This window comes from Rhizobium sp. P2_G9, from assembly GCF_056403475.1.
This window is the reverse complement of the sequence record NZ_JBFUFK010000003.1, coordinates 82,188-98,714: the sequence shown is the minus strand read 5'-3', so window position 1 is coordinate 98,714 and position 16,527 is coordinate 82,188. Positions and strand designations below refer to the sequence as shown.

At 62.2% G+C, this 16,527-nt stretch carries 15 protein-coding genes; 4 read left to right on the top strand and 11 right to left on the bottom strand.

The genetic code is table 11. The features are described 5' to 3' along the window. Nucleotides 1-17: 17 nt before the first annotated feature. The 5 genes from AC1DYF_RS03555 to AC1DYF_RS03535 all read right to left on the bottom strand — a co-directional run bounded on the left by AC1DYF_RS03555 (nucleotide 18) and on the right by AC1DYF_RS03535 (nucleotide 5,936). Nucleotides 18-1,322: an alanine racemase gene (locus AC1DYF_RS03555; RefSeq protein WP_477875292.1), complete on the bottom strand. Its 1,305-nt coding sequence runs from the start codon at nucleotides 1,320-1,322 to the stop codon at nucleotides 18-20. 12 nt (nucleotides 1,323-1,334) lie between these two features. Beyond that, entirely contained in the window at nucleotides 1,335-2,279 is a 945-nt protein-coding gene (locus AC1DYF_RS03550; RefSeq protein ID WP_477875291.1) for an ABC transporter permease, read from the bottom strand. Then, nucleotides 2,276-3,232: an ABC transporter permease gene (locus AC1DYF_RS03545; RefSeq protein WP_477875290.1), complete on the bottom strand. Its 957-nt coding sequence runs from the start codon at nucleotides 3,230-3,232 to the stop codon at nucleotides 2,276-2,278. Before AC1DYF_RS03545 ends, AC1DYF_RS03550 begins: the two co-directional genes overlap by 4 nt. Continuing rightward, a complete protein-coding gene (locus tag AC1DYF_RS03540; protein ID WP_477875446.1) occupies nucleotides 3,229-4,734 on the bottom strand; it encodes a sugar ABC transporter ATP-binding protein in 1,506 nt (501 codons plus the stop codon). Before AC1DYF_RS03540 ends, AC1DYF_RS03545 begins: the two co-directional genes overlap by 4 nt. Nucleotides 4,735-4,868: 134 nt before the next feature. After that, nucleotides 4,869-5,936, bottom strand: a complete 1,068-nt coding sequence (locus tag AC1DYF_RS03535) for a substrate-binding domain-containing protein (RefSeq protein ID WP_477875289.1) — start codon at nucleotides 5,934-5,936, stop codon at nucleotides 4,869-4,871. 192 nt (nucleotides 5,937-6,128) lie between these two features. On the opposite strand from AC1DYF_RS03535, the gene AC1DYF_RS03530 reads away from it, so the two are divergent. Beyond that, nucleotides 6,129-6,908, top strand: coding sequence for an IclR family transcriptional regulator (locus tag AC1DYF_RS03530; protein WP_477875445.1), 780 nt, complete (start codon nucleotides 6,129-6,131; stop codon nucleotides 6,906-6,908). Beyond that, nucleotides 6,905-7,642: an MBL fold metallo-hydrolase gene (locus AC1DYF_RS03525; protein ID WP_477875288.1), complete on the top strand. Its 738-nt coding sequence runs from the start codon at nucleotides 6,905-6,907 to the stop codon at nucleotides 7,640-7,642. The genes AC1DYF_RS03530 and AC1DYF_RS03525 overlap by 4 nt, the downstream gene beginning before the upstream one ends. Here the strand turns inward: AC1DYF_RS03525 and AC1DYF_RS03520 are convergent. Together AC1DYF_RS03520 and AC1DYF_RS03515 are read right to left on the bottom strand one after the other, a co-directional pair. After that, nucleotides 7,637-8,803 (bottom strand): M20 family metallopeptidase, encoded by a 1,167-nt coding sequence (locus AC1DYF_RS03520; RefSeq protein WP_477875287.1) that lies wholly within the window; start codon nucleotides 8,801-8,803, stop codon nucleotides 7,637-7,639. The genes AC1DYF_RS03525 and AC1DYF_RS03520 overlap by 6 nt on opposite strands. Before the next feature lie 99 nt (nucleotides 8,804-8,902). Then, on the bottom strand, nucleotides 8,903-9,358 hold the full coding sequence (locus AC1DYF_RS03515) for an Lrp/AsnC family transcriptional regulator (RefSeq protein WP_477875286.1): 456 nt from the start codon (nucleotides 9,356-9,358) through the stop codon (nucleotides 8,903-8,905). Nucleotides 9,359-9,461: 103 nt separating this feature from the next. On the opposite strand from AC1DYF_RS03515, the gene AC1DYF_RS03510 reads away from it, so the two are divergent. After that, entirely contained in the window at nucleotides 9,462-10,781 is a 1,320-nt protein-coding gene (locus AC1DYF_RS03510) for a cystathionine gamma-synthase family protein (RefSeq protein WP_477875285.1), read from the top strand. 68 nt (nucleotides 10,782-10,849) lie between these two features. Here AC1DYF_RS03510 and AC1DYF_RS03505 read toward each other — a convergent pair whose 3' ends face one another. From AC1DYF_RS03505 to AC1DYF_RS03490, 4 genes are all read right to left on the bottom strand, one after another. Then, nucleotides 10,850-11,602 (bottom strand): esterase family protein, encoded by a 753-nt coding sequence (locus tag AC1DYF_RS03505; protein ID WP_477875284.1) that lies wholly within the window; start codon nucleotides 11,600-11,602, stop codon nucleotides 10,850-10,852. Between the two features lie 3 nt (nucleotides 11,603-11,605). After that, nucleotides 11,606-12,775, bottom strand: a complete 1,170-nt coding sequence (locus AC1DYF_RS03500; RefSeq protein WP_477875283.1) for an ATP-grasp domain-containing protein — start codon at nucleotides 12,773-12,775, stop codon at nucleotides 11,606-11,608. Between the two features lie 172 nt (nucleotides 12,776-12,947). Continuing rightward, nucleotides 12,948-14,351, bottom strand: a complete 1,404-nt coding sequence (locus AC1DYF_RS03495) for an ATP-binding protein (RefSeq protein ID WP_477875282.1) — start codon at nucleotides 14,349-14,351, stop codon at nucleotides 12,948-12,950. After that, nucleotides 14,348-15,076 carry a response regulator gene (locus tag AC1DYF_RS03490; RefSeq protein ID WP_477875444.1) on the bottom strand — a complete coding sequence of 243 codons (729 nt, stop codon included), beginning with the start codon at nucleotides 15,074-15,076 and terminating at the stop codon, nucleotides 14,348-14,350. Before AC1DYF_RS03490 ends, AC1DYF_RS03495 begins: the two co-directional genes overlap by 4 nt. Before the next feature lie 239 nt (nucleotides 15,077-15,315). Here AC1DYF_RS03490 and AC1DYF_RS03485 point away from each other — a divergent pair, with 239 nt between their 5' ends. After that, the gene (locus tag AC1DYF_RS03485; RefSeq protein WP_477875281.1) at nucleotides 15,316-16,527 is read left to right on the top strand and encodes an efflux RND transporter periplasmic adaptor subunit; all 1,212 of its coding nucleotides are present in this window, start codon (nucleotides 15,316-15,318) and stop codon (nucleotides 16,525-16,527) included.

Genomic DNA, 16,527 nt, shown 5'->3' with positions numbered 1-16,527 from the left:
TCCTGGGAGTGCTGAGATCAGCCGAAACGGGTGGGATAGGCCGCCGTGACGCGATGGTCGGCGTCGAGGCCATAAAGAATGGCGTGGCGGTCCAGGCAGGTGCAGGGATGCGAAATGCCGAATTCGATGACATCGCCGATCTCCACGTCCTCGTGCCCACTGAGATCGACGAAAGCGTGCTGGTCGTTGAGCTTGGTCACGGCAATGCCGCTCAGATCGATCTTGCGCGCACCGTCGCGGTAAAGCGCCAGCGGTCGCGGCAAGCCCTGGTCCATGGCGACATCGCGAAGCCCCATGCCGCAGATCGCAAGGCCGGTTTCCGGCCGCGACAGAACCTCGGCCCAGACGCGTAGCGCCGGCTTGAACGTCGTGCCCGCGCTCGCCACGGAGCCATCGGGATCAAAGCCCTTACGGCTGTCGAGCGCGGCAAGCCCCCGTTCATACGTGCCATGGTCATGGAAGAAGATCGCGCCACTGCGCAGGACGATCCTGGCATTGCCGTCGCCGGCAAGCGCCGGCTTCAATGCCCTCACGACGCGATCGAAAAACACCGAGCCGCCGGCGGTGACGATCAGCTTGCGATCCGACCCGACCTTTTGGCGCACGGTCCGATAGAGCTCCACCGTCTTGGTCATCAGGCCATCGATACGCTCCAGCGTCTCTGCAGGGTCGGCTGTCGCCGCAGACCCTTCATAGGCAGCGATCCCTGTCAATCGGAAGTGTTCCGTCTCATGCAGGAGCACGTAATCGACGATGTCCATGGCCGCCTCCACGGTGCGACTGCCGGCGCGGGCTGCCCCGAGTTCCGGCAGAAGACCCAGCATTGGCAAATCGCGCCGACCTTGCCAGGCGGCTTGCAGGGTCTGTGCCAGTGCGATGGAGTCGACAAAAATATGGATTTCCGCATCGGGATATCCAGCGAGCAGCGCTGCCAGGCGTTTCGCCGCAGAGGCGCCACCCACCTCATTGGCGAGGATCAGCCGCTTCTGCCCGGCCTTGAGCATGACTGAGGCCTGGCGGATATCGGCCACTGTCGTGCCCCAGGCGCCGCCCTCGACCAGTTGCTTGGCCAGCGCCGGAACCATCGGCGTCTTTGAATGCGGCGCAATCTCCAGTCCGTGGCTGCGGACATAGCGCATCATCGCGGCGATATTGGCTGCAAAGGCATCACGGTCGAGCGAGATCAGCGGCAACGACATCGCACCATCATAGGGCTGCCAGCCCCGGGCGGCGACATCGTCGATCGAAACCGGCACATGACCGGCCGGAAAGCCACGGACGCGGTCGTCGAGCATGGTGGAGGAGAGGGAGAGATCAGACATATGCAGATACCATCATCTTGAACGGGCCTCGCGGCCGGAAATCAACAGCAGCGCCAGGATCAGCGTGCCGAACATGATGCTGCGCCAGCCGGCCGAGGCATTGACCACGGTGATCAGCGCCGTGGTCGTGACCAGCAGGATCGCGCCGGGTATCGTGCCGGCATAAGTGCCACGCCCGCCGAGGATCGACGTGCCGCCGAGCACGACCGCAGCGATCGAGGTCAGCACATAGGGCTCGCCAATGCCGACATAACCTTGCTGGTTCATACCGAGGATCAGGATCCCGGATATCCCGGCGAAGAAGCCGGACAGCGCATAGACGATCAGCGTGTGCCGGGTGACGCTGATGCCGGAAAGCCGGGCGGCAAGCGGGTTGGCGCCGAGCGCCAGGAAACGGGCGCCGATCGGCATGCGATGGATGAGCACGATGACCGCGACCGAGACGATCGCCCAGAGGATCACGCTCGCCGAAATGCCTGATGGACGCGCCTGCCCGAGCCAGATCACTGCTGAATTGGTGACCGACACAGCACTGCCGCCGGCAACGATCACCAATAGTCCCTGCAGGAAGGTCGCCATGGCGAGCGTCATGATGATCGGCGGCACGCCGAGGAAAGCCGCACCCGCACCGTTGAGGAAGCCGATCAGCGTGGCGACCGCGAGAATGACAGCGATGCCGACAAGGCCGGTGGCATCGAAACCCGGCGACAGCAGCGGCAGCAGGATCGCCGTCACCGTCATGATCGTGCCGGCGGACAGGTCGATGCCGCCCACCAGGATCACCAGCGTTTGCCCGGCGGCGACAATGCCGATGACAGCGGCGAGTTCCATCAGATAGCGCAGATGGCCGAACGAGCCGAAGCCGCGCAGGCTGAAACTGGCGATCACCAGGACCAGCACGACAAGGATGAGCGTCAGCAGCGGCGGATTGCGCATCAGCCTGGACAGGGCGTTCATCGTCTTCTCCACCGTGCTGCGAGATTGGGAATGGCGACAGCCCCGACGATGATCAGGCCCTGCGCGACATATTGCGCCACCGGCGGAAAACCCATGAAGAACATGACGTTGATCATCAGCGACAGGATCAGGCTGCCGCAGATCGCGCCGCGCATCGTTCCCTTGCCGCCGAGGAAGCCAACACCGCCGAGCACCGCGCCGGCAATCGAGTTGAGCGTGAAGGGGCCGCCGATCACCGGATCGCCCGAACCGGTCTGCGCGGCGACGAACACGCCGGCCAGCGCCGTCAACAGGCCAGAAATGGCAAAGGCCGTCAGCTTCACCCGGTCGACCGTCACGCCGGAGCGATAGGCGCCGACCGGATTGTCGCCCGCGGCATAGATGCCGAGACCGGTCGGCGTCAGCAGAAAAATCTTCCAGGCGATCAGCACCAGCACGAGCAGCATGAAGGCGACGGGCGTGTTGCCGGCGAGCAGATCGGAGAACCAGGTGGGGATGAAGCCGCCGGGCCGTGGGAGGATGAGCAGCGCGATGCCGGTGATGATGAACGAGCTCGCAAGAGTGACGATGATCGCCGGCAGCCGAAGATAGGCGACGACAGTCCCCATCAACGCTCCGAGGATCAGCCCGGAAAGGGCCGCGGCGACGATGCCGCCAGGCGTGCCGAGCGGTCCGCCCATGGTCGTCGCAGCGATCACGGCGCCGAGGCTGACCATCGGCCCGATCGCCAGCGAAATGCCGCCATTCAGCATCAACAGCGCCTGCGCCAGGGTCACGAGCGCCAGTGGGAACCAATTCTGGCTGAACTTTGAAAAGCCCTCGACGCTCAGAATGCCCGGCGAGAGGAAGACATAGAGCACGACCAGAGCTGTGACGACGATATAGAGTCCCGGCAGTCCGCGATTGCGGCGCCCCTGGACGGCGAGATAGAGATTGCCCGATACACTGATCATGCTGCTTCGCTCCGGGCGAGGCCCATGGCTGCGCCGACGATTGCTTCCTCGCTGGTGGCGCCGCGTTCCAGGCTACGAACAACTCGTCCCTCACTGAACACCAGCACCCGGTCGCAGAGATGCACCAGCTCCGGCGTGTCCGAACTCAAGAGGATGACCAGCTTGCCCTCGGCTGCAAAACCCTGCAGCATCAGGTAGATTTCCCGCTTCGTCTCGATATCGACGCCGCGGGTCGGATCGTTGAGCAGCAGGATCGATGGCGCTTTGGGCAGCCACTTGGCCAAAGCCACCTTCTGCTGATTGCCGCCCGACAGCGCCTGCACGGCGCGGCTCGTATCCCCCTTGATGCTGAGACGCTGTGCCAGGCTGCCGACCAGACTCTCTTCCGCCGGGCGGTCGCGCAGACCGTTCTTCATGTTCTGCCCCAGCGACGGCAGCAGCAGATTGGAAGCAATGGAATGGGTGAGCACCAGGCCTTCCTTCTTGCGATCGGCCGGCACATAGGCAAGCCCCAGCGCATTGGCCGATCCGACCGAGGTCGCGAGACCCGCACAACCGCTGATCTCGGCCCGCTGGGCGGAGGCGGGAATGGCGCCGTAGAGGCCGAGCAGGAAATCCTCCTGCCCCTGCCCGACAAGGCCGCCGATGCCGACGATCTCGCCGGCGAAGGCGGAAAAATCCACATCGCGAACAATGCCTGCGGCAAAGCCGCTGATCTCGATCCGCCGCTCGCCGCGCTGGCGCGGTTGGTGCGGCGGAAACAGATCGCCTGGGTCGCGCCCGACCATCAACCGCACCAGGCTTTGCCCATCGATGCCGGCGAGGCTTTGGTCTGCCGTCACCACACCGTCCTTCAGGATCGTCACATGCCCGCAGAGCGACCGGACCTCGTCCAGCCGATGAGAGATGTAGAGAATGGCCGTCCCCTTGGCGGCAAGGTCGCGGACAAGGCTGGAAAGCACACCGGCCTCATGCGCCGACAGCGACGAGGTGGGTTCGTCGAGGATCAGCACGCGCGGCTTGCGATAGAGCGCCTTGGCGATCTCTACCATCTGCCGCCGGCCGAGCGCCAGATCGCCGACCGGCATATCCAGCGGCTCGGTCAGACCGACCAATGCGCAGGCCTCGGCGGCGCGATCGCGCAAAACCCTGTAATCGATGAGGCCGAGGCGCCGCGGATAGGCGCCGAGGCCGATATTTTCGGCGATCGACAATTCGGCCGCCAGGCTGAGCTCCTGCTGCACGACGGCGATGCCGGCCGCGCGCGCCGCCTTGGGGTCATAGCGGCCGGCCGGCTTGCCGTCGATCAGCACCTCGCCGCCATCCGGCAGCAAGGCGCCGGAGATGAGATTGATGAGCGTCGATTTGCCCGCGCCGTTCTCGCCCAGCAGAGCATGGATCCTGCCGGGCACAAGGCTGATGCTCACACCCTTGAGCACGGGATTGCCGAAGAAGCCCTTGGACACGGCACGGGCTTCCACCACGGGCAGACGAACGCTCATCATGGTACCTTCATCATTCGGACCGAGCAGGTTCCGGAAAAGTGTTCCACGGTTTTCCGACAAGAACCTGCGACAAAACAAAGGACTAAGCGGATGAATCGTTGGCTTGCCAACGAAAGTCTGCTTGGTCGAACTTACTGCGCCAGCAGCTTGTCGAACAGCGCCTTGTCATAGTCCGAATAGATATAGCCGTCGGCCGGGAACTTGTCGGCGCGGGCGAGGTAGCTGTCGATGTTCGAATTATCGATCACCGGCAGCGGCACTTTCACGAAGGCGGGAACATTCTTGCCCTGCAGCGCCTGAACGGCGGTGTAGACCGAGAGCGCGCCGAGCCAGTTCGGCTGCATCGTCGCCCAGCTCTTGATGCCCTTCTGTTTCCAGAGTTCGAGGAACTGACGGGCATTTTCACCGGTGATCGGCACTTGAGTACGGCCCTGGCGATCGAAAGCCATGATCGAGCCGGCCGAGAGCGCGCCGCCAAGCGACAGCACGCCGTCGATCTCAGGATTGGCGAACAGCAGGTTGGTCATCGCTTCTTGGGCCGGGGCGACATTGTATTCGGTATTGGTCTCGGTGATGATCTGCAGGCCCTTGTTGGCATCAAGTACCGGCTGCGCGCCCTTGCGGCGGTCGTCGCTGACCGAAATGCCGGCCGGGCCGTTCATGATGATGATCTTGCCCTTGCCGTGCAGTTGCTCGACCAGCCACTTGGCCGCCGCAGTGCCCCATTCGTTGGAGTCAGTGTTGATCTTGGCGGTCAGTTCATTGGTGTCGACGAGACTGTCGAAATTGACGACGGCGATGCCCTTGGCGCAGGCGTCGGCGACCACGCGGTTGAGCGCCGTCGACGAACCGGCCTCGATGATGATGGCGTCGAGATTGGCATCGATCATCGATTGGATCTGCTGGATCTGCGTCTGGGCATTGCCCTGCGCATCGGTGATCTTCAAATCCTTGACGAGGCCGGCCTTCTTCAGTTCATCGACTTCGGCGGTGATCGTGCCTTCGGTCTGCTTCATCCAGGTGGGCACGGAATAGATATTGGCCCAGCCGACTGTGTACGGCGCCTTGCGGTCGCCCTTGATGCATTTCGCCGCCGCTGCGGCCTGGTCGGCGACGCCGGTGACGGCGAGCGCCAGCATGCCGACGCCGGCCATAAGGGCGCGGCGGCTCGAAAGAAATTTTCCGATCTCCATTTTCATCGTTTCGTTCCCCATTTTTGATTTCGCCGACTTGATCAGCGCGTTGATTTGCTCTATGTCCAATATATTGGACGTTTGATCACAATATTGGACAAGCGGACTATCATGCAAAATCGAGGCGCTGGCAAGCCTGTTGCCAATATTTTTAAGCTGCGCCAAAACACCGGGAATACCGGCTTGAAGGACGATGAAATGGATGCGGTGAACGATGAGGCGATTTCGAAACGGGCGCGCGGCTTGGACCGGGCTTTCGAAATCCTGGAATTCCTGCGGCTGAGGCAGGGACCGGCCAAGCCGAACGAGATCGCCGCCCAGATCGGCGCGCCGCGCTCCTCGGTCTATGAGCTTGTCAACCTGCTGCTGCGCAACGGCATCGTCGAATATGCCGGCGGCGAGGGCCGCATCTATCTTGGCCGCAAGCTTTATTTTCTAGGTGCTGCCTATGAGAACCATTTCGACTTCATGCGCGAATGCGACCGCATTCTCGAGCATCTCGCCGCCGAGACGCGGGAAACGTCGCAGTTCTGCATGCTTGACGGCAACAAATATGCGGTCATGCGGATGCGCGAGGGTGCGCGTCCCTTCCGCATCTCCGCCGATGTCGGCCGACCGGTGCCGATCCCGTGGACAGCCTCGGGGCGCCTGCTCGTCGGCCATATGAGTGACGCCGAAATCCTCGATTTCATCCCCAAGGACGACTTCCACCTGCCGAACGGCGAATGGCTCGAGCCGGAAAAATTCATCGCCGAGGTACGCGGCGCCACCGAGGCCGGTGAATTCACCTTCAACAGCATCGTCGACAGCTTCACTCACTGCTTCGCCGTGCCGGTCAGGGACATGGATGGCAAGGCAATCGCGACGCTCTGCCTCGTGGCACCCCGCGATGACGGCCTCAAGCACCGGCAATCCTATCTCGACAGTCTCAAGCGGGCTGCAAGCCAGTTGCATTACAATAGCGGTCAGGACGGATGAAGATCACCGAGACGCTGCATCTCGTGCTCAGCGGCGCCAGCGGCTTCGATCTCAGCGATGCGCTCGACTGCAACGTCTTCCTGTTCACAGATGGCCGCGCGCACCACATTTTCGACGCCGGCGCCGGCCGCGACGTCGATGCATTGGCCGAGGCGATGCATGCCGGCGGCCTCGATCCGGCCGGCCTGAAGACCCTGCTCCTCACGCATGGCCATGCCGATCATTCGGGCGGCGCCGCAGCCCTGATCGCCCGTTTCCCCGGCCTGACCGTGGTTTCGGGACAGAGGACCGCAGAGATTCTCGCCGCCGGCGACGAGCGGCTGATCAGCCTCGATCGGGTGCGCGGCAAATTCTATCCGCTCGATTATCAGTGGCGTGCGCCGAAGGTCGACCAGGTGCTGGGCGATGGCGAGACCATGACGCTCGGCCCAATCACTGTTACCCTCTACGAGACGCCCGGGCATAGCGACGACCATTGCTGCTACCTGGTCGAGCAGGGCGGCAAGAGAAGCCTGGTGGCGGGCGATGCCTTGTTTGCCGGCGGCAAGGTGATCTTGCAGGACATCGAAGATTGCAGCGTATCGAAGACGCTTGCGTCGATCCATCGGTTGAGCCAACTGGATTTCGAACAGTTCCTGCCGGGACACGGCCGCTTTTCATTGCGCGATGGCAAGCGGCATGTCGAAGCCGCCCTGCCCTATGTCGAGGCCGGCGCCCCGCCACCACAGCTATAGCCGCTCGGCAAGCGCCACCAGCATTTCGGCCCCACGAGCGACCTCGTCCATATCGACATATTCGCTGATAGCATGCGCCTCCTCGATCCGACCGGGGCCGAAGATCACCGTCGGCGTGCCGGCGCGGGTGAGCTTGCTGGCATCCGAGCCGTAGGGCACGCCGATCACCTTGTCCGAATAACCGGCCTCGCCGACGATCGCGGCGAGTTCGCGCACGATCCGCGTGTCGTGCGGCACCTCCATCGAAACCGAATCGATGAACGACGGATGCATGATGAACCGGGCGCCGTCACTGCGTGCGTCGGAAAATGCCGCGACCACCGCAGCGATCTCGTTCCAGGCATCCTCGCCCGTCTGGTCCGGCAAGGTACGAAAATCGAACGTCAGGTGCGCTTGCGAGGGGACGCTGTTGGCGCCCTCGCCGGCCTGCATCAACGTGCAGGTCAGCGTCCGCCGGCCGAGTAGCGGGTGTTCGCTCTCCGTCGAGGCCATGTATTGCTTGAGGTGGATCACGAGATCGGCGGCTGCGAGGATGGCATTGACGCCTTCTTCCGGCCGCGCCGAATGGGCGTTCTTCCCCTGCACTTCGATGACGAAGCGGATGACGCCCTTGCAGGCGCTGACCACCTGCAAGCTGGTCGGCTCGCCGGCAATGCCGAGATCGTAGCGGCCATTTGTGCGGATGTGATGCTGGACGCCCTTGAACGTCACCTCTTCGTCGATTGCGGCGACGAATGTGAGGTCGCAACGCGAGCCACGACGACGCACTTCGCGCATCGCCAGCATGAACATGGCAAGGCATCCCTTGTCGTCGACCGCGCCGCGGCCATAGAGCTTCTCGCCTTCGATGCGCGGCGTAAACGGTGCCTGCATGCCATCCACCTGCACAGTGTCGAGATGGCCTTCCCAGATCATGCTCGGCGCGCCCGCTTGGCCTCTGATACGCGCAATCACATTAGGCCGCCCGGGCAGCACCTCTTCGAGCGCCCCCTCGATGCCGGCCTTGCGCAGCCATTCGGCGACAAAGGCCGCTATGCGCGCCTCGCCGAACCACTCCGTCGGCAGATCGGGTTTCCGGAATGCCGGATTGATGCTGGGGATGGCGACCATGTCGCCGAGCAGATCTGCGACGTCGTCGCGGCTGATTGTGTCCGGCGCCATGATGCCTTTCCGGTGATGCGAAGCAATTGCCGATGCTTAACGGATCAGGGTCCTCACGCCAAGGCCGTGACAGGGACCTCAGAGAGCAATCACGTCCGGTCAGTACGGCAATGCGATTTCGTCCTTGACCGGTCCGATGACAACACTCGTCTCGATGCCGAAGACGCCGGGCAGTTCAGAGAGGACGGTGCGCAGAAAATTGTTGTAGGTATCCATGTCGGTCATCCGCATTCCCAGCACATAGTCATGGGCTCCGGTGACGAGATTGCAGCTGGTCACCTCCGGCAGCCGGCGAACGCGATCCTCGAAGTCGGCAATGGTCGGACGGTCGCGGCTTTGCAGCTTGATGAAAACATAGAGCTGGAGGCCAAAGCCACAAGCTTTCATGTCCACATCCAGCGTATAGCGGCGGATGACGCCCTCCTCTTCGAGCCGGCGAATGCGCCGCCGCACCGGGGTCGCCGATCTGTTCACCCGCTCCGCCACCCGCTCGACGCTTTGCCGTGAGTCCTGGCTCAACACTTGGAGGATTTTGACGTCTGTTTCGTCTATCATAGTCATTATCCACTAATAGCTTCATCATTTTGGCCAAAACAAGTGGGATTCTTTCAAAGCCGGCGCAGATAATCACCGACAAACCCAAAAGCAGGAGGTTACCGTGGCAAAGAACTTTCGTCGGACACATATCGACGGCCATCCGCTGCATCCGTCCACCCAGATGACCGCGTTCGGCTATGATCCCTCCCTGTCCGAAGGTGCCGTCAAACCGCCGGTCTTCCTGACCTCGACATTCGCCTTTTCCAGCGCCGAGGAAGGCGCGGAATTCTTCGATGTGGTGGCGGGCCGCAAGCCTGCCCCCGAAGGCATGGGCGCCGGAGGGCTCGTCTATTCACGCTTCAACCATCCGAACCTGGAAATCGTCGAAGATCGCCTGGCGATTTATGACCATGCCGAAAAGGCGCTGGTGACATCTTCAGGCATGGCAGCGATCAGCGCCGTCGCCCTGGCTTACCTGAGACCGGGCGACGCACTGGTACATTCAACGCCGCTGTACGGCGGCACGGAGACGCTGTTCCGCAAGGTCTTCACCCAATGGGGGATCAAGCCCATCCCGTTCGTCGACGGCACCGAGGACGAGTCGCTGGTCTACATGCTGGAAAAGGCCGCGCGTCACGGGCCGGTGAAGATGGTCTATCTCGAAACGCCCGCCAATCCGACCAATGCGACGATCGATCTCCAGACGATCCGCCACACGGTGGACGATTGGTCGCGCGCAAGCGGCCAGAAGCCGATCATCGTCTGCGACAACACGATGCTCGGACCAGTCTTCCAGACGCCGCTGGATTTCGGCGTCGATATCTGTGTCTACTCCCTGACCAAATATGTAGGCGGCCATTCCGACCTGGTTGCCGGCGGCATCACCGGTTCACGGCAATTGCTGGCGCCTGTGCGGCAGACTCGGTCAGCCTATGGCTTCCAGCTCGATCCGCATTCATGCTGGATGCTGTCGAGATCGATGGAAACCCTGGCACTCAGAATGGAGCGGGCCGCCGATTCCGCTGGCAAGGTTGCGGCCTGGCTGGCGCAAAACCCCTTTATTCCCGCCAGTGTACTGCACGTCGACCACGACATGTCGGAGGCGGAAAAGTCGGTGCATGGGCGCCAGTGCTCAGGCGCCGGGTCAACCTTCTCCTTCGTCATCCGCGACGACCGTGCACTGGCCTTCCGCATCCTCAACAACCTCACGATCTTCAAGCTGGCCGTCTCGCTCGGCGGATCGGAATCGCTTGCCTGCCACCCGGCGTCGACGACTCATTCCGGCGTTCCGATCGAGGCACGCAGCCAGACGGGCGTGACCGACGGACTGATCCGACTGTCGGTCGGGCTCGAACATCCCGACGATCTGATCCGCGATCTGGAACAGGCTTTCCGGCGCGCGGTGTCGCGGGTGGAGCCGACGGCAGTCAAGGCCGGATAAAGGGATAGGCATCGCCATTCCGGCCTCGTCCTGCTTGCAAGGCCGGCGGGATGGACGGGTTGCCGACGTTATAGGGGGTTCGCCCGGTCATCCTCGAGCCACTTGGCGAAGAAATAGACGATCTGCCGGTGCCACCAGGTCCAATCATGGCTGGCGTCGGCGCCCCAAAAATCCACCCAGGCCGGAATGCGCTTGTCCCGCAGCACGGCCTCGAGGTGACGGGTATCCTCGATCATCTGCTCCTCCCAGGCGCCCTGGCCGCAGCAGAAGAACAGGCGGCGCGATCGAATGCGATCGAGCAGGGCCTCGTCGTTCAGCCCGGCCAGATAATCCACCGGCGAGTTGAAATAGACCTGGCCGTCCAACGTTGCGCCGAAGAAATGCCGCGTGGAATAGACGCCGCTCAGTGCGATGACGCCGGCCACCCGCTCGGGAAATCGAAACTGGAAGTTGCTGGCGTGAAAAGCGCCCATAGAACAGCCCGTAAGGATGGGCCTGCGCCCGCCGAGATCGAGGATTTCCGGCAGCAGCTCTTCGCCTATATAGCGGAAATAGGCCTCATGCCGGCCGATGCGGTCCGGCAGATCGGGGCTCTGGGAGAAGAAGGTCTCGCCATCGATGCCGTCGGCGGTCCAGATCCTGATCTCTCCGGCGTCGATGCGGTCGGCGAGCACGCCGATGCAGCCGGAATCTTCATATTGGAAGAAGCGCCCGTTGGATGTGGGGAAAACCAGCACCGGCCGGCCGGCGTGACCATAGACCTTGAACTCCATCTCGCGGCCGAGGTGGCGGCTGAAGCGCTTATGATAGTCGATTTTCAAAATCTAGCGCTCCACATCCTGGATGAAGCGCACGATGGCTTTCACCTCTTCGAAATCCTCCGAGCGGAACTGGTAGGCGAAATTGCCCATCGCCCGGCTGAACACATCCTCGATCGGCGCGAAATGCACGATCTTGTCGCCATGAACAGCGAGAATGGCCTGGTGGTCGTTGGCATAGCGGATATGGTTCTTGCGGCTGGCATAGCCAGTGTAATAGCGCCCGGTAAAGGGTCCGCCGACCGTGTTGTTGACGATCATCTGCGCCCATTCGCGATAGACGTCCATGTCATAGGAATAGTTGATCGCATCGGTCATCCAGGCGCCGGGCGGGCGCATGTTGATTTCCAGCGCCACGATACGCTTGTCCGCCCGGGTCTGGAAGAATTCGATGTGGAAGAATTTCTCACGCAGGCCGAAAGCTTTCACGGTGGCGCGCCCCGCTTTCTCGACTTCGGGATCGACGAAAGGCAGGCAATAGTAATTGAGATGGGAATTGGTATTCACCACCTCCATGATGCTCTGCTCGAAACGATGGCTGGCGGCGAACACAACCTGGCCGTCGCGGTCGACCAGACCGTCATAGGTCAGGATGATGCCGTCGATGAATTGCTCGGCGACATAGCCCACCCCGGCCCGCTTGGTCTTCTCGAAGGCGTCGAGCCCGTCGCTGCCGGTGATTTTCATTGTGTTGCTGGCGCCCGAGCCCTGGTCCGGCTTGATCACGATCGGATAGTCGACCTCAGCGATGAACGCCTCGACACCGGCCCGATTGACATATTTGCGCTGCCGGATCGTCTCGACGCCGGCCTTGTCGAAGAAACCGCGCATCTTCGACTTATGCTTCAGGTTCTCGACGAAATCACGCTTGATGCCGGTGATGTTGAAATCGGTGCGCGTGCCCGCGTCCAGCTCCAGCCAGTGCTCGTTCAGCGACTCGAAACGATCGATACGGCCCCAGCGATGAATGAAATGGCCCATGGCGCGCAGAACCTGGTCGGCATTCTCCATGTCGGCAATGCGATAGTATTCAGTGAGCACGCCCTCCAGCCTCGGGCCGAGCCGGTCGTAGGGGGCATCGCCGATACCCAGGACAGTGGCGCCCGCCTGCTGGAGGCGGTCGCAGAATTCGGTGCTGTTGGCGGGAAAATGCGGAGAGAAAAACACGAAATTCACGAGGAAACGAACTCCCTGCGGCGTGAGGAGACTGGTTCTTGGTTGCCATTGAAATGGCAAAGGAGCGTATGGTCAAGCACTGCAGTGTGGGTTGCAGTGGATGCCGGAGGAAGATCGCCGGGAAAACAATCGACAGAGGCCCGGTCTCAAGGACCATCACTCGATATGCATTTCAGCTAATCGGCAGCGCAATCGTCGCTTTCAAGCCTGGACTGTTTGCCGCAAGAATGATCTCGCCGCCATGCTGGCGAACGATGGTTCGGGCGATCGACAGGCCCAGGCCTGCGCCGCCGGTTTCGGAATTGCGCGACGCTTCGAGCCGGTAAAACGGCGAGAATACCTTCTCGCGCTCGCCTTCGGGGATTCCCGGCCCGTCGTCCTCGATGACGACGGCGAGGTTGGCAGCGCCCCTCTCAATGCGGACGCTCGTCCTGCCGCCGTAGCGCAGGGCATTCTCGATGAGATTGCGGATTGCCCGCTTCAGGCCGTCGGGGCGGCATCGGTAGGTGGTCTTTGTGCCATCCTCGAAAGCAACGTCGTTGCCGAGTTCTGCCAGATCGTCACAAAGGCTGCCCACCAATGCATTGAGGTCGACGACCCTGGTTGCTTCCGAGGTCGCATCGCCCTTGGCAAAATCCAGCGTCGCCTCGGTCATCTTCTCCATTTCATCGATCGTGCTGATCAGCCGGGTGCGCGCCTCTTCGTCAGGAACGAATTCGGCCCGCAATCTCAGCGTCGTCAGCGGCGTCCTGAGGTCATGGCCGATCGCCGCGAGCATCCGGGTGCGGTCCTCGACGAACCGTGTCAGCCGCTGCTGCATGAGATCGAAGGCTTCGCTCAATTGGCGAATTTCGATCGGCCCCTTCTCGGCGAGGATCGGAATCACCTCGCCCCGGCCCATCGCCTCCGCCGACGAAGCAAGCTGCTTCAGCGGCCGCGCGATCAGGCGGGCAACGAAGAAGGCGATCAGGCACAGGAGAAGCGCGGTCACCGCCGTCGACAGGATCGCCTCCGGCCGCCAGATGCCGGCCTTCAGCGGTTTGAAATTGATGGCGTTCAGCCATGTCCCATCCTTGAGCGGCGTGGTCATGGCCATGCCGTCGGCATCCGCGAACATGAAGAATTGCGCCTTGGCGGGCTCCTCCCAGAGTTCGGAATGCAGCGGCTGCCAGCGGAAATCACTGGTATCCTGCTGGTCGAGGGCCGCCAGGAGGTCCTGATGATGCCCCTCGTCAGCACCGTTTGGGCCGCGCATGCGGGAGAGCGGCCGCCTGAGTTCCGCGAAACCATGCTTGGCCCAGGCCTCCGTGTCCATCGGGCTTTCGGTCGAGGTCCAGAAACGGGTGAACACCGTGCCGCTCGCATTGAGGATTTCCGCCCGGGCGGATGGCAGCGAATGATCCGAAAGCTGGGCGATAGCCGATGTCCGGGTGATGAACTCCGATTGCGCCGCCTCGCGCAGCGCCGCCTTGCGTTCGTTCCAGGAGATCGCAAACGGTACGGTCTGGCCGAGAATGAGCGCAAACAGCAGAAGGAAAATGAACTGCCTGGTCAGGCTGGCGGCAACCCACCTCATCGGACCACCTCGACAATCGTCGTCAGGCTATAGCCGCCGCCCCAATGGGTCTTGATGATCGATGGGCTTTTTGGATCGGGCTCGATCTTCTTGCGCAGGCGGCTCACCTGGTTGTCGATGCTGCGGTCGAAGGGATCGGCATTGCGGCCGATCGTCAGGTCGAGCAGCTTTTCGCGGCTGAGCACGATCATTGGGTTTTCGATCAGCACCTTGAGCAGCCGGAACTCAGCCGTGCTGAGGGGAACGTCGACTCCATCCGGTCCCTGCAGTTCCTGCCGACCCATGTCGAGCTGCCATTGATCGAAACGCACCACCTTGGCGGTAACGACAGGCGGCACTTGCGCCGCCGCAGCAAAGCCGCCACGGCGCAGGACGGCACGGATGCGCGCCAGGAGTTCGCGCGGATTGAAAGGCTTGACGAGATAATCATCCGCACCGAGCTCCAGTCCGATGATGCGATCCGTATCCTCGGTCATCGCGGTCAGAAAGATAACTGGAATGGCGGAAGACTTGCGCAGCTCGCGGCAGATGCTCAATCCATCTTCGCCAGGCATCATGATGTCGAGGACGATGAGGTCGGGCGGGGTTTTCTCGACCAATCGCTTCAAGGCCGGGCCGCCGTCGAGCGCCGTGACACGATAATCGTGCTGGGAGAGATATTGCGCGACCAGATCCCGGATATCCCGGTTGTCGTCGACGATCGCAATATGCTGAGCCACCTGCATGATACCCAATTGAACCTCCCGGTATACTTCTACAGATTGCTGCAGATACAATCACTTGAAAAAATGTATTAAAGTGTAAGCGCAAACGGCCGGCCGACCAGTCTTGCGACACTTTGATACAATTCGCGTCCCCGCTGGCACAATTCTGCGACAGGCCGCCGCTAATGTCCTTGTGCACTGCAACAGCGACGCGCTTCGCTGCGTCGGTGCATGTCCCTATCAGATGACGGACGAGCATTATGAGAGTGAAATTGGCACTGATCGCACTGGCCGTGCTTCTGGCTGGCTGCAACGACAACCAGAAGGCAGCCAGCAATGCCCCGAAAGGGCCGCCGTCGGTCAGCGTCATCTCGCTGGAACGCAAGTCCGTGCCGATTTCTTCCGACCTCGCCGGACGGACGGTCGCGGTCAACACGGCGGAAATCCGGCCGCAGGTCAGCGGCCTGATCAAGGACCGGGTCTATACGGAAGGCACGGATATCAAGAAGGGCGACCTGCTCTACGAAATCGATCCGGCAACCTATGACGCCGCCTATCAGAGTGCGGTTGCGACACTGGCCCGCGCCAAGGCTGCGCAGGAGAATGCCGAGGTCAAGACCGACCGCCTGAAGAAGCTCGCCGACCAGCATGCCGGCAGCATCCAGGATTACGACGACGCACTCCTGGCGCTCGACCAGGCCAATGCCGATATCGCCGCGGCCAATGCCGCCATCCTGACGGCGAAGATCAATCTCGACCGCACGAAGATCACGGCGCCGATCGACGGCCGCATCGACCGCTCCGCCGTCAATATCGGCGCGCTCGTCACCGCCGAGCAGACGACGGCGCTGACCACTATCCGCCAGCTCGACCCGATCTATGTCGAGGTAACCGAGCCGAGCGAAAAGCTCCTGGAGTTCCGCCGCGCGACGAGCAATGGCAGCCTGACGCCGGTCAAGGAACCCGTCGTGGACCTGACGCTCGAAGATGGCTCCGCCTATCCGCATACCGGCAAACTGCAATTCTCCGAGGCGTCGATCAGCGAAACCTCCGGCACTGTCATTGTCCGTGCGGTCTTCCCCAATCCTGAACATCTGCTGCTGCCGGGCATGTATGTGCGCGCCAAAATCGAAGAAGGCACGATCAGGAACAGCTACCTGGTGCCGCAGCGCGCCGTCGACCGCACGGCGGACGGCTCAGCTGTCGCCAAGGTCGTCGCCAGCGACGGCAAGGTGGCGCAGCGGACGCTGACCATCGACCGCAGCAACGGCACCAACTGGGTCGTCACCGACGGCATCAAGGATGGCGACCAGCTGATCGTCGAGGGCGGCGCCCATGCCGATGTCGGCAAGCCGGTGAAGGCCACCGAGGTCGCCATAAACGACAAGACCGGCGAGATCACGCCGATCGAGGCCAAGGCGAACACGAAGTCCTCGACCGCCGAGCAGAAAGTCCAGGTCTCGGAGCGCTGA

Coding starts and splice junctions, on each gene's coding strand:
- AC1DYF_RS03555 (WP_477875292.1), bottom strand. CDS start 1,322: ATGTCTGATCTCTCCCTCTCCTCCACCATGCTCGACGACCGCGTCCGT.
- AC1DYF_RS03550 (WP_477875291.1), bottom strand. CDS start 2,279: ATGAACGCCCTGTCCAGGCTGATGCGCAATCCGCCGCTGCTGACGCTC.
- AC1DYF_RS03545 (WP_477875290.1), bottom strand. CDS start 3,232: ATGATCAGTGTATCGGGCAATCTCTATCTCGCCGTCCAGGGGCGCCGC.
- AC1DYF_RS03540 (WP_477875446.1), bottom strand. CDS start 4,734: ATGAGCGTTCGTCTGCCCGTGGTGGAAGCCCGTGCCGTGTCCAAGGGC.
- AC1DYF_RS03535 (WP_477875289.1), bottom strand. CDS start 5,936: ATGAAAATGGAGATCGGAAAATTTCTTTCGAGCCGCCGCGCCCTTATG.
- AC1DYF_RS03530 (WP_477875445.1), top strand. CDS start 6,129: ATGGATGCGGTGAACGATGAGGCGATTTCGAAACGGGCGCGCGGCTTG.
- AC1DYF_RS03525 (WP_477875288.1), top strand. CDS start 6,905: ATGAAGATCACCGAGACGCTGCATCTCGTGCTCAGCGGCGCCAGCGGC.
- AC1DYF_RS03520 (WP_477875287.1), bottom strand. CDS start 8,803: ATGGCGCCGGACACAATCAGCCGCGACGACGTCGCAGATCTGCTCGGC.
- AC1DYF_RS03515 (WP_477875286.1), bottom strand. CDS start 9,358: ATGATAGACGAAACAGACGTCAAAATCCTCCAAGTGTTGAGCCAGGAC.
- AC1DYF_RS03495 (WP_477875282.1), bottom strand. CDS start 14,351: ATGAGGTGGGTTGCCGCCAGCCTGACCAGGCAGTTCATTTTCCTTCTG.
- AC1DYF_RS03490 (WP_477875444.1), bottom strand. CDS start 15,076: ATGCAGGTGGCTCAGCATATTGCGATCGTCGACGACAACCGGGATATC.
- AC1DYF_RS03485 (WP_477875281.1), top strand. CDS start 15,316: ATGAGAGTGAAATTGGCACTGATCGCACTGGCCGTGCTTCTGGCTGGC.